This window comes from Sinomonas sp. B1-1 (genome assembly GCF_050474465.1).
Lineage (GTDB): Bacteria > Actinomycetota > Actinomycetes > Actinomycetales > Micrococcaceae > Sinomonas > Sinomonas flava.
Map to the genome: position 1 here is coordinate 70,911 of NZ_JBCHVF010000016.1, position 17,489 is coordinate 88,399.

At 72.1% G+C, this 17,489-nt stretch carries 20 protein-coding genes and 1 riboswitch; of the genes, 13 read left to right on the top strand and 7 right to left on the bottom strand.

From position 1 onward, the window contains the following. The first annotated feature begins 3 nt into the window (after nt 1-3). The 3 genes from ACQ5BE_RS17925 to ACQ5BE_RS17935 all read left to right on the top strand — a co-directional run bounded on the left by ACQ5BE_RS17925 (nt 4) and on the right by ACQ5BE_RS17935 (nt 3,230). Nucleotides 4-429, top strand: coding sequence for a heat shock protein transcriptional repressor HspR (locus tag ACQ5BE_RS17925; RefSeq protein ID WP_208710396.1), 426 nt, complete (start codon nt 4-6; stop codon nt 427-429). A gap of 115 nt (nt 430-544) precedes the next feature. Further along, on the top strand, nt 545-1,450 hold the full coding sequence (locus ACQ5BE_RS17930) for a DMP19 family protein (protein ID WP_430298325.1): 906 nt from the start codon (nt 545-547) through the stop codon (nt 1,448-1,450). A 70-nt stretch (nt 1,451-1,520) separates the two neighbouring features. Next, complete coding sequence (locus ACQ5BE_RS17935) at nt 1,521-3,230, top strand: hypothetical protein (protein ID WP_430298326.1); 1,710 nt, start codon at nt 1,521-1,523, stop codon at nt 3,228-3,230. A gap of 64 nt (nt 3,231-3,294) precedes the next feature. Here the strand turns inward: ACQ5BE_RS17935 and ACQ5BE_RS17940 are convergent, their stop codons facing one another. Beyond that, on the bottom strand, nt 3,295-3,462 hold the full coding sequence (locus ACQ5BE_RS17940; protein ID WP_208710395.1) for a hypothetical protein: 168 nt from the start codon (nt 3,460-3,462) through the stop codon (nt 3,295-3,297). Between the two features lie 101 nt (nt 3,463-3,563). Next, complete coding sequence (locus tag ACQ5BE_RS17945) at nt 3,564-4,148, bottom strand: COG4315 family predicted lipoprotein (protein ID WP_430298327.1); 585 nt, start codon at nt 4,146-4,148, stop codon at nt 3,564-3,566. A gap of 153 nt (nt 4,149-4,301) precedes the next feature. On the opposite strand from ACQ5BE_RS17945, the gene ACQ5BE_RS17950 reads away from it, so the two are divergent. The 5 genes from ACQ5BE_RS17950 (at nt 4,302) to ACQ5BE_RS17970 (ending at nt 10,002) form a co-directional block, all read left to right on the top strand. Further along, nucleotides 4,302-4,805, top strand: coding sequence for a sigma-70 family RNA polymerase sigma factor (locus ACQ5BE_RS17950; RefSeq protein ID WP_430298328.1), 504 nt, complete (start codon nt 4,302-4,304; stop codon nt 4,803-4,805). Next, the gene (locus ACQ5BE_RS17955) at nt 4,802-5,509 is read left to right on the top strand and encodes an anti-sigma factor family protein (protein WP_430298329.1); all 708 of its coding nucleotides are present in this window, start codon (nt 4,802-4,804) and stop codon (nt 5,507-5,509) included. The genes ACQ5BE_RS17950 and ACQ5BE_RS17955 overlap by 4 nt, the downstream gene beginning before the upstream one ends. A 108-nt stretch (nt 5,510-5,617) precedes the next feature. Next, a complete protein-coding gene (purU, locus tag ACQ5BE_RS17960; protein WP_430298330.1) occupies nt 5,618-6,526 on the top strand; it encodes a formyltetrahydrofolate deformylase in 909 nt (302 codons plus the stop codon). 27 nt (nt 6,527-6,553) lie between these two features. Then, nucleotides 6,554-9,085 (top strand): GcvT family protein, encoded by a 2,532-nt coding sequence (locus ACQ5BE_RS17965; RefSeq protein WP_430298331.1) that lies wholly within the window; start codon nt 6,554-6,556, stop codon nt 9,083-9,085. A gap of 107 nt (nt 9,086-9,192) precedes the next feature. Then, entirely contained in the window at nt 9,193-10,002 is an 810-nt protein-coding gene (locus ACQ5BE_RS17970) for an AMIN-like domain-containing (lipo)protein (protein WP_430298332.1), read from the top strand. A gap of 45 nt (nt 10,003-10,047) precedes the next feature. On the opposite strand, the gene ACQ5BE_RS17975 is transcribed toward ACQ5BE_RS17970, so the two are convergent. Next, nucleotides 10,048-10,695, bottom strand: a complete 648-nt coding sequence (locus ACQ5BE_RS17975) for a GntR family transcriptional regulator (RefSeq protein ID WP_430298333.1) — start codon at nt 10,693-10,695, stop codon at nt 10,048-10,050. Between the two features lie 24 nt (nt 10,696-10,719). Further along, nucleotides 10,720-11,586: a tRNA (guanosine(46)-N7)-methyltransferase TrmB gene (gene trmB / locus ACQ5BE_RS17980; RefSeq protein ID WP_430298335.1), complete on the bottom strand. Its 867-nt coding sequence runs from the start codon at nt 11,584-11,586 to the stop codon at nt 10,720-10,722. Nucleotides 11,587-11,837: 251 nt separating this feature from the next. Between trmB and ACQ5BE_RS17985 the strand changes: the two genes are divergently transcribed. Together ACQ5BE_RS17985 and ACQ5BE_RS17990 are read left to right on the top strand one after the other, a co-directional pair. Next, a complete protein-coding gene (locus tag ACQ5BE_RS17985) occupies nt 11,838-13,538 on the top strand; it encodes a DEAD/DEAH box helicase (RefSeq protein ID WP_430298336.1) in 1,701 nt (566 codons plus the stop codon). Between the two features lie 90 nt (nt 13,539-13,628). Beyond that, the gene (locus tag ACQ5BE_RS17990) at nt 13,629-14,114 is read left to right on the top strand and encodes a pyridoxamine 5'-phosphate oxidase family protein (protein WP_430298337.1); all 486 of its coding nucleotides are present in this window, start codon (nt 13,629-13,631) and stop codon (nt 14,112-14,114) included. Here ACQ5BE_RS17990 and ACQ5BE_RS17995 read toward each other — a convergent pair. Both ACQ5BE_RS17995 and ACQ5BE_RS18000 read right to left on the bottom strand, forming a co-directional pair. Further along, a complete protein-coding gene (locus ACQ5BE_RS17995; RefSeq protein ID WP_430298338.1) occupies nt 14,111-14,455 on the bottom strand; it encodes a DMT family transporter in 345 nt (114 codons plus the stop codon). The two genes, ACQ5BE_RS17990 and ACQ5BE_RS17995, sit on opposite strands and share 4 nt — an antisense overlap. Nucleotides 14,456-14,457: 2 nt before the next feature. Then, nucleotides 14,458-14,787, bottom strand: a complete 330-nt coding sequence (locus tag ACQ5BE_RS18000) for a DMT family transporter (protein WP_430298339.1) — start codon at nt 14,785-14,787, stop codon at nt 14,458-14,460. A gap of 11 nt (nt 14,788-14,798) precedes the next feature. Beyond that, a riboswitch (guanidine-III (ykkC-III) riboswitch) is annotated at nt 14,799-14,863 on the bottom strand. 80 nt (nt 14,864-14,943) lie between these two features. Between ACQ5BE_RS18000 and ACQ5BE_RS18005 the strand changes: the two genes are divergently transcribed. The 3 genes from ACQ5BE_RS18005 (at nt 14,944) to ACQ5BE_RS18015 (ending at nt 16,551) form a co-directional block, all read left to right on the top strand. Beyond that, a complete protein-coding gene (locus tag ACQ5BE_RS18005; RefSeq protein ID WP_430298340.1) occupies nt 14,944-15,345 on the top strand; it encodes a YccF domain-containing protein in 402 nt (133 codons plus the stop codon). 103 nt (nt 15,346-15,448) lie between these two features. Further along, nucleotides 15,449-16,036 (top strand): YceI family protein, encoded by a 588-nt coding sequence (locus tag ACQ5BE_RS18010; protein ID WP_413248657.1) that lies wholly within the window; start codon nt 15,449-15,451, stop codon nt 16,034-16,036. 2 nt (nt 16,037-16,038) lie between these two features. Next, the gene (locus ACQ5BE_RS18015) at nt 16,039-16,551 is read left to right on the top strand and encodes a 2'-5' RNA ligase family protein (RefSeq protein ID WP_430298341.1); all 513 of its coding nucleotides are present in this window, start codon (nt 16,039-16,041) and stop codon (nt 16,549-16,551) included. Here the strand turns inward: ACQ5BE_RS18015 and ACQ5BE_RS18020 are convergent. After that, nucleotides 16,548-17,435: a DUF4031 domain-containing protein gene (locus tag ACQ5BE_RS18020; protein ID WP_430298343.1), complete on the bottom strand. Its 888-nt coding sequence runs from the start codon at nt 17,433-17,435 to the stop codon at nt 16,548-16,550. The two genes, ACQ5BE_RS18015 and ACQ5BE_RS18020, sit on opposite strands and share 4 nt — an antisense overlap. Between the last annotated feature and the right edge of the window lie 54 nt (nt 17,436-17,489).

The window sequence follows — 17,489 nt, forward strand, 5'->3', positions numbered from 1 at the left end:
GCCATGGCCATCGACCCGTACGCGCCGATCTTCGTGATCTCCGTGGCGGCGGAGCTGGCCGAGATGCACCCCCAGACGCTCCGGCAGTACGACCGTCTGGGGCTCGTCTCGCCGTCGCGGCAGCCGGGCCGCCAGCGCCGGTACTCCCAGCGCGACGTCGAGATGCTCCGCGAGGTGCAGCGGCTGTCCAAGGACGGCGTGTCCCTCGAGGGGATCAAGCGCATCCTCGAGCTCGAGAACCAGGTCGCCGCGCTCCAGTCGCGCGTCGCCGAACTCCAGGCCGATCTCGCAGACGCCCAGCGCCGCGGCCCCGACCCGCGGCGGGTCTTCGCCGCGGGCATCGCGGGCGACGTGGTCACCCTGGCCCGCGGGCAGCGCCCACAGCCGCCGTCCCAGGCGATCGTGCTGTGGCGGCCCCACCACAAGTAGTCCTCGCCCAAGGTTCGCCCAACGTTCACCCGCAGATCCCGCTCCAGTGCGGTCCCGGGGCCGCCCGCCATCGTACGTTCGAGACGTGAGTGACCGTCAGAGCGAGGAGCCCAGCATGAGCGCCAGCCAGCACCCCGTCGTCCTCCCGGCCGAGGCCATCGAGGCCGGAGACGAAGCCGTCGTGGACGCCAACGTCGACGTCGTCAATGCCATGTACGAGGAACTGCTCGACGAGCGGGAGATCGCCACCAACGCTCTGCGCAGCTACTATGTCGACTTCTACCTGACCCAGCTGCTCGACGGTGGCTTCGCCCAGTACATCTTCAGTTCCGGCGACCGCCGCGGGGTCGACGCCCTGGTCCGGGACGGCCTGCGCGAGATGGGCGCCGCCCGGCACGCCGAGCTCTTCGAGGCGTTCACGGCCGCCTTCGAGGCCCTCTCGGAGGAGGACGCCGAGGCCTATCTGGACGGCGACGACGACGCCTCCGACGCCGTGCGGTCCCTCGAGGACCTCGACGACCGGTTCGAGAAGGTCCTCGAGGAGGAGGACATCGTGGCGCTCAATGCCGCGTGGCTGAGGGGCCAGGAGGGCCTCCTCGCCCTGGACGAGGACGCGATCGAGGACGAGATCGCCCGCCGGGTGGGCCTCATCGAGGACCTCGAGGAGCGCCGCGCAGCGGCCCAGGACGACCTGGAGGACCTCCCCGACTTCGAGATCGTGATCCGCGAGCTGTGCGACGTGGCGGGCCACGAGCTGGTGGCCATCACGATGGGGGACCCGAACTACCTCCACCACGGCATCAAGACCCTCGCCTGGCGCTTCACCACGGACCAAGGCGAGTACGCGATGGTCGAGGAAGACGACGAGGCGTTCATGATCGACCTGGCCGACGGGAAGATCCTCGCCGCCGTCGAGTTCGAGGAGCTCGACGACGATGACGACTGGGACCTCGGCGAGGACAGCGTCCAGCCCCTCGACGGGGGCGCCGGCGCAGGGCGCGAGGAGCAGCCGACGCGCTGAGGCACGCTGCGAGGCATGTCGGACCCCTGTGGTTGGCTGTCCCTGTTGGCAGCAGCCCGAGGGGGACGACATGGCGGGGGTCAGGACAACGGACGACGGCGCGTGGCTGGCCGGCTATCTCTGCTCGCCTGCCCGCGGCGTCCCGACAGTCGTGGTTTCGGTGCACCCGGACAAGCCGGGCGGACACATCGACGCGGAGCTGATCGCCCGAGAGGTTGATGGACTGGCCGAGGTGATCCGGATTGTCAGCGGCCCCGCCACCCGCGCGCTGACCGGGGCGCTGCCTCCCGGACGCGAGGTCTACGGCAACGCAGTCCGCGCGTATTCGCTCTCGCTCGACTGGCTCGACGACATGTATCGGAGCCCGCTGCACCTGTCGCAGGGTCCGCAGCAGGCAGCACGCGCCGCCCATGACGTTGTGCATGATGTGGTCAGCATGGCGCCCGCTCCGAAGGCGACGGTGGCCCCGACGAGAACGGCCCCGGTGATGGCCCGCGGCGTCGTGCTGGGCTTCGCTGCCGAGGGGCACCGTGCCGTCGTTGCGATGGAGAACGGATCGCGGGCCACGATCTCCCAGGAAGCGGCCGTTCCCGGCGTGAGGCTCGACTGGATCCTCCGCGTTGGTCAGCGCCTCGAAGGGCTCCTCGACGCGGACCGCCACACTCTCGACATCTCTGGCCTCCGGCAGGAACCCCGGCTCACCGAGTGCTACCAGCCGGGGGAGCAAGCGCTCGCCCTCGTCGTGGAGGTCAGGCCCGAGAAGGCGCGGCTGCGTCTCTGGCCCGGCAAGGAGTGGACTGTCGGCCTCGACGCCGTGACGTCCAATCCCCTCGACGGCATGGGCATGCTCCTGAACGAGGGCGACGTCGTCGTCACCCGCTTCTCTCGGGTGAGCGGAGCTGTTCGTCTGTCGGTCATCGATGCCGACGAGGAGGAGCCGGTCGTCGCCGCGCCGGCTCTCATCCTCGGAGGACCGCCCTGGCTTGAACGCGACCGTGCCCTCGGCGGCAAAGAGAGCGGAACAGCCGCCTCGCCAGCCCCAGAGGGCCAGGCAGCGCCGACGAACGGCTTCGGCACGGCTCTCCAGACGACCCAGCTGGCTCTCGAGGCGGCACGCCGCGAAGTCGCCGTCCTCAGGGACCAAAGCGGCCGCGTGGACGGTGGCATCGCGCTCGCTCCCACACGCGCACTGGAGGGCGAGGTGGAACTCCTGAGGAAGCGGCTCGCCTCCCGGGAGGCCACGCTCGAGCAGATGACGGCCACGGTGGACAAGCTGAGCGAGGACCTTGCGAGGCGGCGAGTCGAGGCGGGCAGACAACGGAAGTCCGCGCGCGCTCGGGAACAGCAGCTTCGAGACCACGACTCGCGCAGGCACTTCGTCGCTCCGGAGGCCTGGCTGCTCCACGAGGTCTACGAGGCGTGGGTCCGCGTCGTTCCCCCGCACGACAAGGCGCGATGGCCTCTGCCCGAGGCACGGTCCTACGTCGTCGGGCCCCGCTTTGCGGCGTCGCTCGACCACGAACGGGTGGCCGCCCGACTGCCGAAGGCGTTCGACATCTGCGTCCGCGTCCTCGTCGGTGCCTCCGAGCTGCTCGCGGGCCTCGACGTCCATCCCTTCAGGAGCGGTGCAGGCCCAGAGGACCGGCAGAAGGTACGGAAGGATGGCGCAACGCTCTGGCGGGCTTCAGTCCAGAAGAACACCCCCGCGGCGCTGCGGCTGCACTTCTGGAGACTGCCGGACGGCCGGATCGAGCTGGACAGCGTGCACCCGCACGACTAGGACCTGTGAGGCCCTCGCGTGCGGGTGCGTGGTTCCGGCGTGTGGCTGCGTCCTTCCGCTGCGGCTAACCCGCGTACTGCGGGCAGGCCTCGTTCGAGCAGCCCTTGTCGCGGGGAACCCAGTTGTCGCCGTCCTGCTGCCACACGATATGGCGGTGCTGCCCGCACAGCTCGCAGGCTGGTGCAACGAAGCTGTGCTTCTCTTCTTCCGTGTACGTGCGGAAGCCACTCATGGTTGGTTCCTCCTAGTACCGTCCGGGGGACCCCAGCCTACTCCCGGGTCCGGCACGCGGCCAGCACCCACGGCCCTGCTGCCGTCGGTCTTCCTGCTGCGCTACTTCAGCGCCGAGGTGATCATCGTTCCGTCGGCCCCGACCACGTACCAGACGCCTGCCACGGCCTGGCCGGTGACCTGCCCGGGCCCGGTGTCCTTCTGGTAGTAGTAGATCGGCATGCCGTTCAGGGTCACCTGGTTCTTGCCGTCAGGCGTCTTGATGCTGCCGACCGTAGCGGTGACGCCGTCGAGCTTCGGCGACTCGGACGAGATGACCGGGGGCCAGAGCGTGATGCAGCCGCCCGTGCACGCGCTCACCGTCGCGCCCTTGTTGTCCCGCGTGTAGTAGTAGACCGTCATGCCCTTCTCGTCGACGATGATCTTCTGGCCGCCCACGGTGGAGGTCTTGAGCTCGACCTCGCCGCCAGCCTGAGCCGATGCCGAGCCGGACGACGACCCGGACGACGAGGACCCGCCCGAACCGTAGGCGTCGCCTCCGCCCGCCGCCGAGCTCGACGCGCCCGAGGAGGACGCCGGGGACGACGAGCCTGAGGTGCTCCCGCCGCTCCCGCCGCCACAGCCGGCAAGGGCCAGCGAGGACGCCGCGGTGAACGCTGCCAGGACCAGTGCTGCTCGCTTGTTCATGGTTCCGCCTCTCCTTCGACGCGGCGCTCCGCCGCTGCCAGTCATACGTCGCCGGGCGCACAATGGTTCACATCCCGGTGGGATTCCGTCCTTTCCCAGGAGCGGTTGAACCGATCCGGGGCCTGCGTCGTGTGAACCGGCGAGGAGGTCGTGATGCCCATGGACGAGGACGCCGTCGCGGCGCTGTACCGCGACCACGCGGCCGCGCTGCGCCGGTTCGCCCGGGGCGCCGTGGGCAGCGAGGAGGCGGAGGAGATCGTCCAGGAGGCCATCATCCGAGTGTGGCGGCATGCCCCGGACGGGACGCAGGGGCTGCGGCCGTACCTGTACAGGACAGTGCGCAACCTCATCGTCGACCAGCATCGGCTCGCCGGCCGCCGGCCCCGCACGGTGGCGCCGCTCGACGACGAGGGAGGCTTCGCCGCTGCCGGCGGGGAGCGCTTCGACGAGCTCCTCGACCGGGTGGTGATGGAGGAGGCGCTCGCGCGGCTCACCCCGGACCACCGGCAGGCCCTCGTTGCCGTGCACTACCGCCGCCTGAGCGTCGCGGAGGCGGCCCGCGAGCTCGGTGTCCCCGCCGGGACGGTCAAGTCCCGGTGCTTCTACGCGCTCAGGGCGCTCCGCGCCGCGCTCGACGAGATGGGGGTGGAGAGGTGAACCCCAGCCACGACGATCTGCGCATGTCCCTCGGCGCCTACGTCCTGGGCGCCCTCGAACCCGGCGAGGCCCGCGACCTGGAGGCGCACCTCGCCGGGTGCCCGGCCTGCCGCGCCGAGCTCGCCTCGCTCGAGACCCTCCCGGCGCTGCTCGACGCTGTCCCCGTCGAGCGCGCCGAGGCACTCGCGCACGACGCCGGCCGCGCACCCGAGCCGGCCGGCGCACCGGGCGCGCTGCTCGCCCGGGTGGCCCGGCGCCGTCGTGCGCGGACCCTCGCGTGGGGCGGTGCCCTCGCGGCCGTCGCGGCAGGCTTCTTCGCGGCGGGGGTCGCCCTCGGGCCTGCGGTCGGCAACGGGCCTGGCCCTGCGGCGCAGCCCGCGCCGAGCCCGTCCGCGACCACGGCGCCGGCGGCGACCCTCACCCTCACGAGCGACGACGGCGCCCACGTGGACCTCGCGCTGGTGCGGAAGGCCTGGGGAACGCAGCTGGACCTGACGTGCCGGGGCATGCCTGAGGCCGGCGCCTTCAGCGTGTGGGTCGTGGCGGCGGACGGCGCGTCCCAGCAGGCGGGCAGCTGGAGCTCCGCCGGATACCAGGGCCGAGCCGTGCTCACCGGGGCCACATCGTTCCAGGTCGCGTCCATCCGCACCATCGAGATCCGCGACGAGACGCAGCGCACGGTAGCCAGCGCTGCCGTCAGCTGAGGCTCGCCGAAGTCCTTCCCGACACCCCTTGACCGGCTGTGATCCCTCCCACTACCGTCTCTTATATATCAGTTGTATGAACAGTTCGGATGACCCGAAGGATCGACCATGACTGCAACGCCGACCCTCACCCGCCCGGTCCCCGCCGCGGCAGCGCCCTCACCCGTCTCCGCCCACTCCGCGGTGCTCACGCTCGCGTGCCCGCAGCGCGCCGGGATCGTCCACGCCGTGTCCCGCTTCCTCGTCGAGCGGGGCTTCGACATCACCGAGCACCAGCAGTTCGACGACCGCGTGGAGGGCACGCTCTACCTGCGCACGGCCTTCGGGTCGGAGGGCACGGTCGACGCCGAGGCCCTCGCCGCCGAGTTCGCCGAGACGGCCGCGCACTTCGGCATGGACTACACGTTCCACCGGGCAGCGCCGCCGCGTGTCCTCGTGATGGTGTCCAAGCTCGACCACTGCCTCCACGACCTCATCTACCGGTGGAAGGCGGGGAACCTCGCGGCGGAGCTCGTCGCCGTCGCCTCCAACCACCCCGACCTCCGCCCCATGGCCGAGGCGGCGGGCCTGCCGTTCGTCCACATCCCCGTCACGGCCGGGACCAAGCCGCAGGCAGAGGCCGAACTGCTGGAGGTCGTGGACGTCTATGGCGCGGACCTGGTGGTCCTCGCCCGCTACATGCAGGTCCTCTCCGACGGCCTCTGCCGGAAGCTCGCCGGACGCGCCATCAACATCCACCACTCGTTCCTGCCCGGCTTCAAGGGCGCCAAGCCCTACCACCAGGCGCACGCCCGCGGGGTCAAGCACATCGGCGCCACCGCCCACTACGTGACCGCAGACCTCGACGAGGGGCCGATCATCGAGCAGGAGGTCATCCGGGTGGACCACCGGCTCGCCCCGCAGGACCTCGCCACCGTGGGCCGCGACGCCGAGACGCTCGCCCTCGCCCGCGCGGTGCGCTGGCACGCCGAGAAGCGGGTGCTCCTCAGCGGCCACCGCACCATCGTCTTCCCCTGATCTTCCACGAACTCCAAGGAGCCCACCATGCCTTCACCACGCGTTGTCATCATCGGAGCCGGCATCGTCGGTGCCAACCTCGCCGACGAGCTCACGTCGCGGGGCTGGACGGACATCACGGTCCTCGACAAGGGCCCGATCCCGATGACCGGCGGCTCGACCTCCCACGCCCCGGGCCTGGTCTTCCAGACCAACTCGTCCAAGACCATGACCGAGTTCGCCGCCTACACCGGGCGCAAGCTCGCGTCCCTCACGCGGCCGGGCTTCTCCGCCTTCAACCGGGTCGGCGGCCTCGAGATCGCCACGAGCGAGCGCCGACTCGCCGAGCTCAAGCGGCGCCACGGCTGGGCGACCGCGTGGGGCGTCGAGGCCCGGCTCGTGGACCCGGCCGAGGCCAAGGCCCTCCACCCGCTCATCGACGAGAGCATCGTCCTGGGCGGCCTGCACCTGCCCGGCGACGGGCTCGCCTCGTCGCTGCTCGCCGTCGAACTCCTGCGCGAACGGGCCCAGGAGCGCGGCGCGAAGTTCGTCGGCGGCGTGGAGGTCACCGGCGTCGAGCGGTCGGGCGGCCGGGTCACCGGCGTGCGGACGGGCGACGACGTGGTCCCCGCCGACATCGTGATCTCCGCCGCGGGCTTCTGGGGACCCGCGCTCGGGGAGCTCGTCGGCATGCGCGTCCCGCTCGTGCCCATGGCGCACCAGTACATCAGGACGACGCCGGTGCGCGAGCTCGCCGAGCACGCCGACGGCGTCGCCCTCGGCGGCAGCCACGTCCTCGGCACCGGCAACAGCGCGATGGTGCCGATCCTGCGCCACCAGGACGCCGGCCTGTACTTCCGCCAGCACGGCGAGTCCCTCGGCATCGGCTCCTACGACCACCGCCCGATCGCCGTCGGCTACGACGAGCTCCCGGCCGTGGATGGGAAGGAGATGGGCGAGCACGCGATGCCGTCCCGGCTCGAGTTCACCCCCGAGGACTTCGAGCGGGCGTTCAAGGCCACCAAGCAGCTCCTGCCCGGCGTCGAGGGCGCAGGGATCGCGGACGCCTTCAACGGGATCTTCTCCTTCACCCCGGACGGCGGCTCGCTCGTGGGCGAGTCCCCCGAGGTGCGCGGCTTCTTCATCGCCGAGGCCGTGTGGGTGACCCATTCGGCGGGCGTCGCGAAGGCCGTGGCCGAGCTCCTCGTCGACGGCCAGTCCACCACCGACATCCATGAGCTCGACGTCGCGCGGTTCGAGGAGATCCAGCTGACGGACGAGTACGTCCTGGAGACCTCCAAGCAGAGCTTCGCCGAGGTCTACGACATCAAGCACCCGCTCGAGCCGCGCCAGTCGCCGCGCGGGCTGCGTGTCTCGCCGTTCCATGCGCGCCAGCACGAGCTCGGCGGGTTCTTCCTCGAGGCCGCCGGGTGGGAGCGCCCCCAGTGGTACGAGGCAAACCGCGGGCTGCTCGACACCCTCCCCGCCGAGTGGCAGGCCCCGGCACGCGACGACTGGTCCGCCCAGTTCGACTCGCCCATCGCCGCCGCCGAGGCCCACGCGACGCGCACGAACGTGGCCATGTACGACATGACCGCGCTGAAGCGGCTCGAGGTCTTCGGCCCCGGCGCCCTCAGGCTCCTCCAGCGGCTCACCACCGGCCAGATCGACAAGAGCATCGGGTCGGTGACCTACACGCTCATGCTCACCGAGGCCGGCGGGATCCGCTCCGACCTGACCGTGGCCCGCATCTCCGAGGACCTGTTCCAGGTCGGTGCCAACGGCGGCCAGGACCTCGACTACCTCACCCGCCAGGCCGCGGACCAGACGGCCGCGTCCCCGGCCGAGTGGGTCCAGGTCCGCGACACGACCGGCGGCACGTGCTGCGTCGGCGTGTGGGGCCCGCGCGCCCGCGACCTCGTCCAGCCGCTCACCCCGGCGGACCTGACCAACAACGGCCTCAAGTACTTCCGCGCGGTCTCGACGACGATCGCGGGCATCCCCGTCCGGGTCATGCGCCTCTCCTACGTGGGCGAGCTCGGCTGGGAGATCTACACCTCCGCCGAGTACGGCCAGAAGCTCTGGGACGCCCTGTGGGGCGCCGGCGAGAAGCTCGGGGTCATCGCCGCAGGCCGGAGCGCCTTCAACAGCCTGCGCCTGGAGAAGGGCTACCGCTCGTGGGGAGGGGACATGACCACCGAGCACAGCGCGGTCGAGGCGGGCCTCGAGTTCGCCGTCCGCCCCGCCAAGGGCGACTTCGTCGGCAAGGCCGCCTTCGAGGCCGCCGCGTCTGCCGCCGCTGACGCGGCGCCGGCGCGTCGCCTCCGCTGCCTCACGGTCGACGACGGCGCGTCCATGGTCCTCGGCAAGGAGCCCGTCTACGTCGACGGGGCCCTCGCCGGGTACGTGACGAGCGCGGCGTTCGGCCACACGGTCCGCAAGCCGGTGGCTTACGCCTGGCTGCCCGGTGGGGTCGAGGTCGGGGACTCGGTGGAGATCGAGTACTTCGGCACCCGGATCGCCGCGACGGTCCAGGCCGAGCCGCTCGTGGACCCGGAGATGGCGAAGATCCGCGCCTGACCTCCACAGCCGCCACGCGCCCCGTCGGATGCCTGTCCGGCGGGGCGCGGGCCGTGCGGGCACAAAGCCTCTGGGAAACCAGCCGGGACGCGCCCACCGTGGGGACTATGGGCACGAGGATGGCGAAGCCCGTCGCAGCAGCCGCGGCGGTGGCCTGCGCCCTGCTGGCAGGCTGCGTGGGCCAGCCCTCGGGCGGACCCGCCGGGACCGGACCCACCGGGACCGGACCCGCCGGGACCGCTGCCGCGAGCGGAACGGCGACCCAGACCGCGTCGGCGACCAGCGCGCCGTCGTCCGCGACGCCCGCGCCCGACACCGACGAGACGGCGCCGCCGCAGAACGGCGACCGCGTGATCTCCTCGGTGCTGCGGCAGGACTGGGGCGTCCCCGCCACGGGGTCCCCGTGGAGCATCGCGCATGAGGTGCACCCGCCGATCGCCCAGCCGCCGGAGCCCGCCCTGCCGTACCTCTACAGCATCGGCGTGGGCGCCCACCCCACCGGGGAGAGCCGGCCCTACGACCAGATCAGCTTCCGCTTCAAGGGCGCCTTCCCCGGCTACACCGTCGAGTACGTGCCCGCACTCGTGCAGGACGGCAGCGGCGCCACCATCCCGCTGCCCGGCACGGCGGCAGTCCTGCGCGTCCGCTTCAACCCCGCACAGGCCCACACGGACGACGGCACGGCGAGCACCATCGTCTCCGCCCCGCCCGCCGCCGTCGGCTACCCGGCCATCGCCAGCTACGCCGGCGCGGGCGACTTCGAGGGGTACGTGACCTACGGCGTGGGCGTGGGCGTGGGCCGTGCCGGCGCGGCCGGACAGAGCCAGGTCCGCGTGGTCGAGGTGGAGAAGGTCGAGCAGGGCCAGCACCTCTACGTCGTCGCGGTGCAGGTGGACCGCACGCCCTGGACGGGCTAGCAGCCCCGGGCGGGGCGGCCTGGAACCGGCCCAACGCTGGCCGGTCTACAGGGCGGCGCGGACGAGGTCCTCGAAGTGCGTCACGTGCTCCTCAGCGAGCGCGGCAGCCCGGTCGGGGTCGCCGTCGATGATCGCCTTGAGCAGCCCGGCGTGCTCGTGCACATTGCCCGTGATCGGGGCGAGGCCCGCCAGGACGAAGTTCCACATGCGCTGCGAGAGGCTGAAGTACTGGATGAGCGTGGCCTCGACGTACGAGTTGCGCATCGTGGCGTAGATGGCGTGGTGGATCCGCTCGTCGAGGTCCATCGAGTCCTGATTGGATGCGGCGCCGTCGCGGGAGAGCTCGTCGAGGCACGCCCGCAGGACTGCTCGGTCGCCGTCGGTCACGTGCTCGGCTGCCTTGCGCGCGGCGAAGGCCTCGAGCACCCGGCGTGCATCGGAGATGGCCCGGAGGTCCTTGATGTTCACCTCGGAGACGATGGTCCCGCGGCGCGGGTAGACCGTGAGCATGCGGTCCGACTCCAGCCGCTTGACCGCCTCGCGCATGGGAGTGCGGCCCACGCCGAGCTCGCGCATGAGCGCGTCCTCGTCGAGAGCGGATCCGGGGGGAAGGCGCATGTCGATGATGCGTTCGCGCAGCTCCACGTACGCATGCTCGGCCAGCGTGCGGCCTGCTGTGTTGGCAGTTCCCACACCCTAGATATATCAGATGTATGGCTAGAGGCGCTCGGCCGTGAGGTCGAAGATCACGCGCCCCGCGGTCAGGGCCTTGTTCTCGAAGCTCGTCAGCACCCGGCCCTCGAAGCGCGGCGCCCAGCCACCCACCTCGTCGGACTCGCCCGTGGCCTCGCAGTCGACCCCGGAGGCCCACGCGGCGGTGAGCGGGCTCGCGGGACCCGAGCGCTCGCCGTCGTGCGCGTTGCGGAAGTCCGGCGAGGCGGCGACGACGTCGCGCATCTGCTGCGCGTAGGAGGACCAGTCGGTCGCGAGCCGCCACAGGCCGCCCGGGGCGAGGGCCCTCGCGGCGAGCTCGGCGAAGGAGTCCTTGACCATGCGCCGCTTGTGGTGCTTGGCCTTGTGCCACGGGTCGGGGAAGAAGACCCAGAGCTCGGCAACGGAGCCCGCGGGGAGCATCGAGCCGAGGACCTCGGGCGCGTTCGCCTGGGCCACGCGCACGTTCGTGAGTCCGCGCTGGGCGATGCGCAGGAGGGTGTTCGCCAGGCCGGGCCGGTAGACCTCGACGGCGAGGAAGTCCCTGTCCGGGTGGGCCTCGGCGGCGGCCACGACCGCCTCGCCCAGCCCCGAGCCGATCTCGACGACGAGCGGCGCCTCGCGCCCGAACTCCGCGGCCGCGTCGAACACGTAGTCCGGGTGCACCGAGGTGTCCGCAACGTGCCGGGGGACGTCGATGACGAAGGCGTCGGCGTGCTGGTCCCATGCCGCCTGCCGCCGGCCCTGCAGCCTGGTGCCGCGGCGCACGAAGCTCACGCGCTGCCGCCGGTAGGTGCCGAAGGAGGCCTGGCTGCCGGGCGTGACGGGGTTGCCGGCGGTCTGCGCGGCGGGGGAGTCGGTGTTCTCGCTCATGGTCGTTAAAGGCTACCGGCAGGCGCGGGGTCAGACGCCGAGCGCTGCACTGGTAGACTGGATGAGGCGCGCTGACTGCGCCTGCGTCGAAGAACGCGTTTCCAGCCCCCTTCCTGCATGGAGCCAGCGGCCGAGTCCCCTCGAGGCCGCCGCGACCCGGGAAGGCGTGGTGCCGGTCTCATTTCCTCGGCGACCCCGCGAGCTCGCTTTGGGCCCGCGGGACGTTCCGACCATGGAGACTCTGTACAGCCATGTCTGACATCACCTTTGCATCCCTCGGCGTGCCCGCCGCCCTCGCCGACACCCTTGCCGGCCAGGGCATCGAGACGCCGTTCCCCATCCAGACCAAGACGCTCCCGGACACCCTGGCGGGCCGGGATGTCCTCGGCCGCGGCCAGACGGGTTCGGGGAAGACGATCGCGTTCGCGATCCCGCTCGTCGCCCGCCTCGCCGCGCAGGGTGCGGCCATCTCCCGCACGCCGCGGCGCCCGCAGGGCCTCGTCCTCGCCCCGACCCGCGAGCTCGCGACCCAGATCAACGCGACGGTCGAGCCCCTCGCCCGGGCCGCCGGCCTCACCACGACGGTCATCTACGGCGGCGTCTCCCAGGCACGCCAGGAGCGCGCCCTCAACGCCGGCGTCGACATCGTCATCGCGTGCCCCGGCCGCCTCGAGGACCTCGGCCGGCAGAAGCTCGTCTCGCTCGCCGGGGTCGACGTGACCGTCCTCGACGAGGCCGACCACATGGCGGACCTCGGGTTCCTGCCCGTGGTCAAGCGGCTCCTCGACCAGACCCCGAAGGGCGGCCAGCGGCTGCTCTTCTCCGCGACGCTGGACAACGGCGTGGACAAGCTCGTCACCCGCTACCTCCAGAACCCGCTCACCCACTCGGTCGACGCGCCGCAGGCCGCCGTGAGCACCATGGAGCACCACGTCCTGCTCACGCAGGATGCGACGAGCAAGAAGAACCTCATCGAGGAGCTCGCCTCGGGACAGGGCCGCCGGGTCCTCTTCATGCGCACCAAGCACCACGCGAAGCGCCTCGCCCAGCAGCTGACCAAGTCGGGCATCCCCGCCGTCGACCTCCACGGCAACCTCTCCCAGAACGCCCGCGACCGGAACCTCGCGGAGTTCTCCTCGGGCGAGGTGCGCGTCCTCGTCGCGACTGACGTGGCAGCGCGCGGCGTCCACGTGGACGACGTCGAGCTCGTGGTCCACGTGGACCCGCCCGCCGAGCACAAGGCGTACCTGCACCGCTCGGGCCGCACGGCCCGCGCCGGCTCGGAGGGCACGGTCGTGACCATCGCCCTGCCCGAGCAGAAGCAGGACGTGCGCAAGCTCATGCGCGACGCCGGCGTGGCGGTGGAGTTCACTCCCGTCACGACCTCCTCCCCGGAGGTCGCGGCCCTGGTGGGCGAGCGCGCCGCGCTCGTCGACCCGGCCGCGCGTGCCGCCGCGGTGGCCGCCAGGTTGCCGCAGCAGGGCGGCGGAGCCTCGGACGGGGCCAACGCACGGCGCAAGCGCTCGCGGCGCGGAGCGGGCGGGGACGGCCGGGCCGCCAACGCCGGGTCGAAGGCCGCGCACGACGACGTCGCCCGCCGGGGCGGTCGCGGCGCCGCCGGCTCGGCGCACCGCAACGACGTTCCGGCCGCGCGCGGCGAGCAGGGCCGCGGCCGCTCGTCCCGCGGGCAGCAGCCTCAGGGCCAGCAGACCCGCATCGCCCAGGCGCGGGGCCAGCAGCCCCGAGGCCAGCAGCCGAAGAACGAGGCGCGTGGCGGCAGCGCGCCCGTGTGGAGCTCGACCACGGGCGGCACCTCCGGCGGGAGCTTCGGCTCCGGGAAGGCCGGGCAGCGGGGCTCGGGCCAGAAGGGCGGCGGCGCGCAGGACGGCGCAGCGTCTCGCGGCCGGCGCGGTCCCCGCCGCGCGAGCGCGCCGGCGTCGAACGCCCGCTGATCCCGACCGCCGGGAGGGCCCGCCGGGTGGCGGCTCCCGGCGGGCCCTAGGGCCCTAAGTCCCGCCCGATCCGAGGCATAGACTGGCTGCATGAGCACCTACGAGCGCCACATTCCGTCGACGTCCGAGGGCGTCCGGGAGCTTGCCCACGAGGACTGCTGGGAGCGGCTCCGCACGCTCGTGGTGGGTCGGCTCGCGTTCAGCGCGGGCGAGCGGCTCGAGCTCTTCCCCATCAACTACCTCGTCGACCGGGGCACCCTCCTCTTCCGGACCGCGCCGGGCTCCAAGCTCGGCGCGTCGATGGGGCGCCTCCCGGTGGTCTTCGAAGTGGACGGCTACGAGGCCGAGAGCCGCGAGGCCTGGTCCGTCGTGGTCCACGGCCACCTCGAGCCGGTGCTCGACACCGCGGAGATCGTCGACGCTGTGGCGCTGCCGCTCTTCCCCTGGCAGTCCGGGGAGAAGGCGTTCTTCGTCCGCATCGTCCCCGATGAGATCTCCGGCCGGCAGTTCCAGGTGGCCGACCCGTCCCGCTGGGTCTCCCCGTTCACGGGCGTGCGGCGCTCGTCCGCCGACTAGTCCTGCCGCGGGCCGGCCTCCGCGCGCCCTCCGAGCGCCTTGAGCCCGGCGGAGCAGGCGACGATCCCGGCGACGAAGAGCGCCTTGGCCCAGCTGAACTCCTCCGCGCCGGTGGCGACGGACCACGCCACCGTCAGCGACGCCCCCACCCCGACCCACACCGCGTAGGCAGTGCCGAGCGGGATGCGCCGGACGCTCCACGCGAGCCCGGCCATGCTCGCGATGGTGGCGACGAGGAACACGGCCGTCTCGGCCGGCCGGGTGAATCCCTGCGAGGCTCCGAGCGCCGTTGCCCAGACCGCCTCGAGCACCGCCGAGGCCAGGAGCACCGCCCACGCCACCGCTACGACACCGCCTTGAGGCCGGCCACGCACCCGGCGATGCCGAGGAGCAGGAGGACTCGCGCCGCCGTCGTGCGCCGGGTGCCCCCGCGCTCGGCGCCGGACGCCATCGCGTAGCCGGCGGTGAGCACGACGCCGACCCCCACCCAGACCGCGTAGGCCGTCCCGACCGGGATCTCGGCCATCGCGAGCGCGAGGCCGCCCATGCTGCCCGCGAGGGCGGCCAGGAAGAGGAGCGTCGGCAGGGGGCGGCGGAAGCCCCGGGACCGTTCGAGGGCTGCGGCCCAGACGGCCTCGAGAGCGCCCGAGGCGATGAGGATGATCCATGACATGGCTGGGCCCTTCCGGCCAGTCTTGTCGCGCTCCGGGTACTGGGTTCCCTCGTCCGGGAGGCCGTCGGGCCTCTGCGGCCCACGGTAGCAACTCCGGCGGGTCCCGCGCCCGGCGGCGGCTAGGACGTTTCCGCGGGGTGAGGGCAGACTGGTCCCATGAAGACCCTCCTGAATCTGATCTGGTTCATCTTCGGCGGCTTCGTCCTGGCCCTCGGCTACTTCGTCGCCGGCATCGTCTGCTGCGCGCTCATCATCACGATCCCGTGGGGGATCGCGTCGTTCAGGATCGGCTCCTACGCGCTCTGGCCGTTCGGCCGCACCATCGTGGACCGCGGCGGCCGCGTCGGAGCCTTCTCGACCTTGGGCAACGTGATCTGGCTCCTCGTGGCCGGGATCTGGATCGCAATCGGCCACGTCGCCACGGCCATCACCATGGCGATGACCATCGTCGGCATCCCCCTCGCGATCGCCAACCTGAAGCTCATCCCCGTCTCGCTCATGCCCCTCGGGAAGGAGATCGTGCCCACGGACCGCCTGCTGGCGGGCCACGGCCGCTGAGCGCTGCGCGGGGCCCGTTGACTGGACAGGCGGGCCCATCCGTGCAGGGCGTCTTGGAATCCGGCGGAGCAGCGCTATAGGTTTGATCCGATAAGGAGGCACAATGCCCGAACTCGATAGTTCCCTGGCAGGCGAATGGAAGTTCGACCCGGCGCACACCCGGATCGGCTTCTCCACCCGGCATGCGATGGTCACCAAGGTCCGCGGCGCGTTCAACGACGTCGAGGGCACCATCTTCGTCGACGTGGACGAGCCCACCAACTCGTCCGTCAAGGTTGTCATCCAGGTGGCCAGCATCGACACGCGCAACGAGCAGCGTGACCAGCACCTGCGCACCAACGACTTCTTCGACGCGCCGCACTATCCCGAGATCACCTTCATCTCCAAGCGCATCGACCAGGTCGAGGACAACAGCTTCATCGTCAACGGTGAGCTCACCATCCGCGGTGTCACCAAGGAGATCGCGGTGCCCATCGAGTTCGTCGGCGTGGAGAAGGACCCGTTCGGCAACCTTCGCGCCGGCTTCGAAGGCTCCCGCCGGATCGACCGCAAGGACTTCGGGGTGAACTGGAACGCGGCGCTGGACTCCGGCGGCGTGCTCGTCTCGGACCGCATCCTTCTCGAGTTCGAGGTCTCGGCCATCAAGACCCCAGCCGACGGCGGCACCGGCCAGGGCGCACAGCAGTCCTGACCATGACCGGGGCGGCTGCTGGCGGGCTCCACCCGTTCGTCGCAGTCGCCTTCGTCGAACCGGCCCCGGTGGGGGAGCGGTTCGGGAAGCGGCACTGGCCCCTGCACGTGACGCTCCTGCGATTCGACATGGCCCCGGAGGCCGCCCGCGAGGCGGTGTCCGGGGCCCTCGGCGTCTTCGAGCCTCCGCACGTCACCGTGGGGCACGACGCCGACTTCGGCTACCGGGGCAGGGTCCGGGTGAGCCTCGTGGAGCCGGACACCGCGCTCCAGTCCCTCCATGACCGCATCCGCGTGGCCGTTGCCGACGCCGGGGGCCGGGTCCACAGCCCGCAGCACACGGGACACGGCTTCCGGCCGCACATCACGGTCCAGGGCGACCGCCGCGTCGCCCGCGGCGACAGGCTCGTCCTCGGGACGGTGTCCCTCGTCGACATGGCCCCTCACGGCGACTCCGACTGGCGGCTCCCGGTCGCCGAGTGGGCCGCCCGGTCCGGCCAGGAGACGGCGGGCTAGGGCCGGAGGCGAGCAAGCTCCGCAGCCATGTTGTCCCGCGCCCGGGCGAGCCACAGCTGCCGTGCTGCGGGCGTGTGGAAGAGGGGATCCAGCCCGAGGAGCTGCTCGAGCACCGCCGCCCGTCCGGCCCGAAACGCCTCCTCGGGCACCACAGAGTACTCCTCGCGCACCCGTGCGGCGTAGCGCCTGTATCCGTGCGGATCCCGGCCCAGCACCTCGAGGTCCGCGTCGCACACGAGCTGCCCCGCGACGTCGTGCGCGTCCGGTGCATGGGCAGCGGTGAGCCGAACGAGGCGGGCCACCTCGCCGACCTCGGCGTCGCCCAGCCCCGCCGCGCTGAGCCGGTGCTCGGCCAGACGCGCCGAGTCCTCCTCGTCCTGCCCCGGGGGGCCGCCCGCGCTGTACACGGCGTCGTGGAACCACGCGGCGAGCACGACGGCGCGCGGCGGCGTGCCGCCGTCGGCGATCGCCTCGAGGGCGGTCAGGACAGCGAAGAGGTGGGCGCGCGTGTGGTACCGGCGATGGGGCTCGGACCAGCGGTCGAGGAGTTCGCGGCCGAGGTCCTGGTGGGCCGGCATGAGCCTTGACCAGCGCTGGCGCAGCGGGAGGTCGACTGCTTTGGCCCGCTCGCGGGCGGGGACGCGCAGTCCTGAGGCGATGAGCTTCCGGGCGAGGTCCCGCCCGGTGACCTCGAGGGCGCCGAGGCCCACGAGCTCGGCGTGGCGGCGCTGGGGGACGTCATAGTGGTCTTCGTCGAAGGCCCGCTCGGGGATGCCGGCTGCCGCGGCGAACCCGTGCAGCTCGGCGAGGGACGTGGTCGAGACGAGGTGCGCGAACACCGTCCCGTGCGCCGGCCAGATGGGGGAGTCGATGAGGATCGCCATGCCATCCAGCATCCCACCGCCGCCGAGGTCACCCCATGTGGCGCCGAGGTCACC

Excerpts from the sequence above, each read along its gene's own strand:
- ACQ5BE_RS17925 (WP_208710396.1), top strand. The coding sequence starts at position 4 with ATGGCCATCGACCCGTACGCGCCGATCTTCGTGATCTCCGTGGCGGCG.
- ACQ5BE_RS17930 (WP_430298325.1), top strand. The coding sequence starts at position 545 with ATGAGCGCCAGCCAGCACCCCGTCGTCCTCCCGGCCGAGGCCATCGAG.
- ACQ5BE_RS17935 (WP_430298326.1), top strand. The coding sequence starts at position 1,521 with ATGGCGGGGGTCAGGACAACGGACGACGGCGCGTGGCTGGCCGGCTAT.
- ACQ5BE_RS17940 (WP_208710395.1), bottom strand. The coding sequence starts at position 3,462 with ATGAGTGGCTTCCGCACGTACACGGAAGAAGAGAAGCACAGCTTCGTT.
- ACQ5BE_RS17945 (WP_430298327.1), bottom strand. The coding sequence starts at position 4,148 with ATGAACAAGCGAGCAGCACTGGTCCTGGCAGCGTTCACCGCGGCGTCC.
- ACQ5BE_RS17950 (WP_430298328.1), top strand. The coding sequence starts at position 4,302 with ATGCCCATGGACGAGGACGCCGTCGCGGCGCTGTACCGCGACCACGCG.
- purU (WP_430298330.1), top strand. The coding sequence starts at position 5,618 with ATGACTGCAACGCCGACCCTCACCCGCCCGGTCCCCGCCGCGGCAGCG.
- ACQ5BE_RS17965 (WP_430298331.1), top strand. The coding sequence starts at position 6,554 with ATGCCTTCACCACGCGTTGTCATCATCGGAGCCGGCATCGTCGGTGCC.
- ACQ5BE_RS17970 (WP_430298332.1), top strand. The coding sequence starts at position 9,193 with ATGGGCACGAGGATGGCGAAGCCCGTCGCAGCAGCCGCGGCGGTGGCC.
- trmB (WP_430298335.1), bottom strand. The coding sequence starts at position 11,586 with ATGAGCGAGAACACCGACTCCCCCGCCGCGCAGACCGCCGGCAACCCC.
- ACQ5BE_RS17985 (WP_430298336.1), top strand. The coding sequence starts at position 11,838 with ATGTCTGACATCACCTTTGCATCCCTCGGCGTGCCCGCCGCCCTCGCC.
- ACQ5BE_RS17990 (WP_430298337.1), top strand. The coding sequence starts at position 13,629 with ATGAGCACCTACGAGCGCCACATTCCGTCGACGTCCGAGGGCGTCCGG.
- ACQ5BE_RS18000 (WP_430298339.1), bottom strand. The coding sequence starts at position 14,787 with ATGTCATGGATCATCCTCATCGCCTCGGGCGCTCTCGAGGCCGTCTGG.
- ACQ5BE_RS18005 (WP_430298340.1), top strand. The coding sequence starts at position 14,944 with ATGAAGACCCTCCTGAATCTGATCTGGTTCATCTTCGGCGGCTTCGTC.
- ACQ5BE_RS18010 (WP_413248657.1), top strand. The coding sequence starts at position 15,449 with ATGCCCGAACTCGATAGTTCCCTGGCAGGCGAATGGAAGTTCGACCCG.
- ACQ5BE_RS18015 (WP_430298341.1), top strand. The coding sequence starts at position 16,039 with ATGACCGGGGCGGCTGCTGGCGGGCTCCACCCGTTCGTCGCAGTCGCC.
- ACQ5BE_RS18020 (WP_430298343.1), bottom strand. The coding sequence starts at position 17,435 with ATGGCGATCCTCATCGACTCCCCCATCTGGCCGGCGCACGGGACGGTG.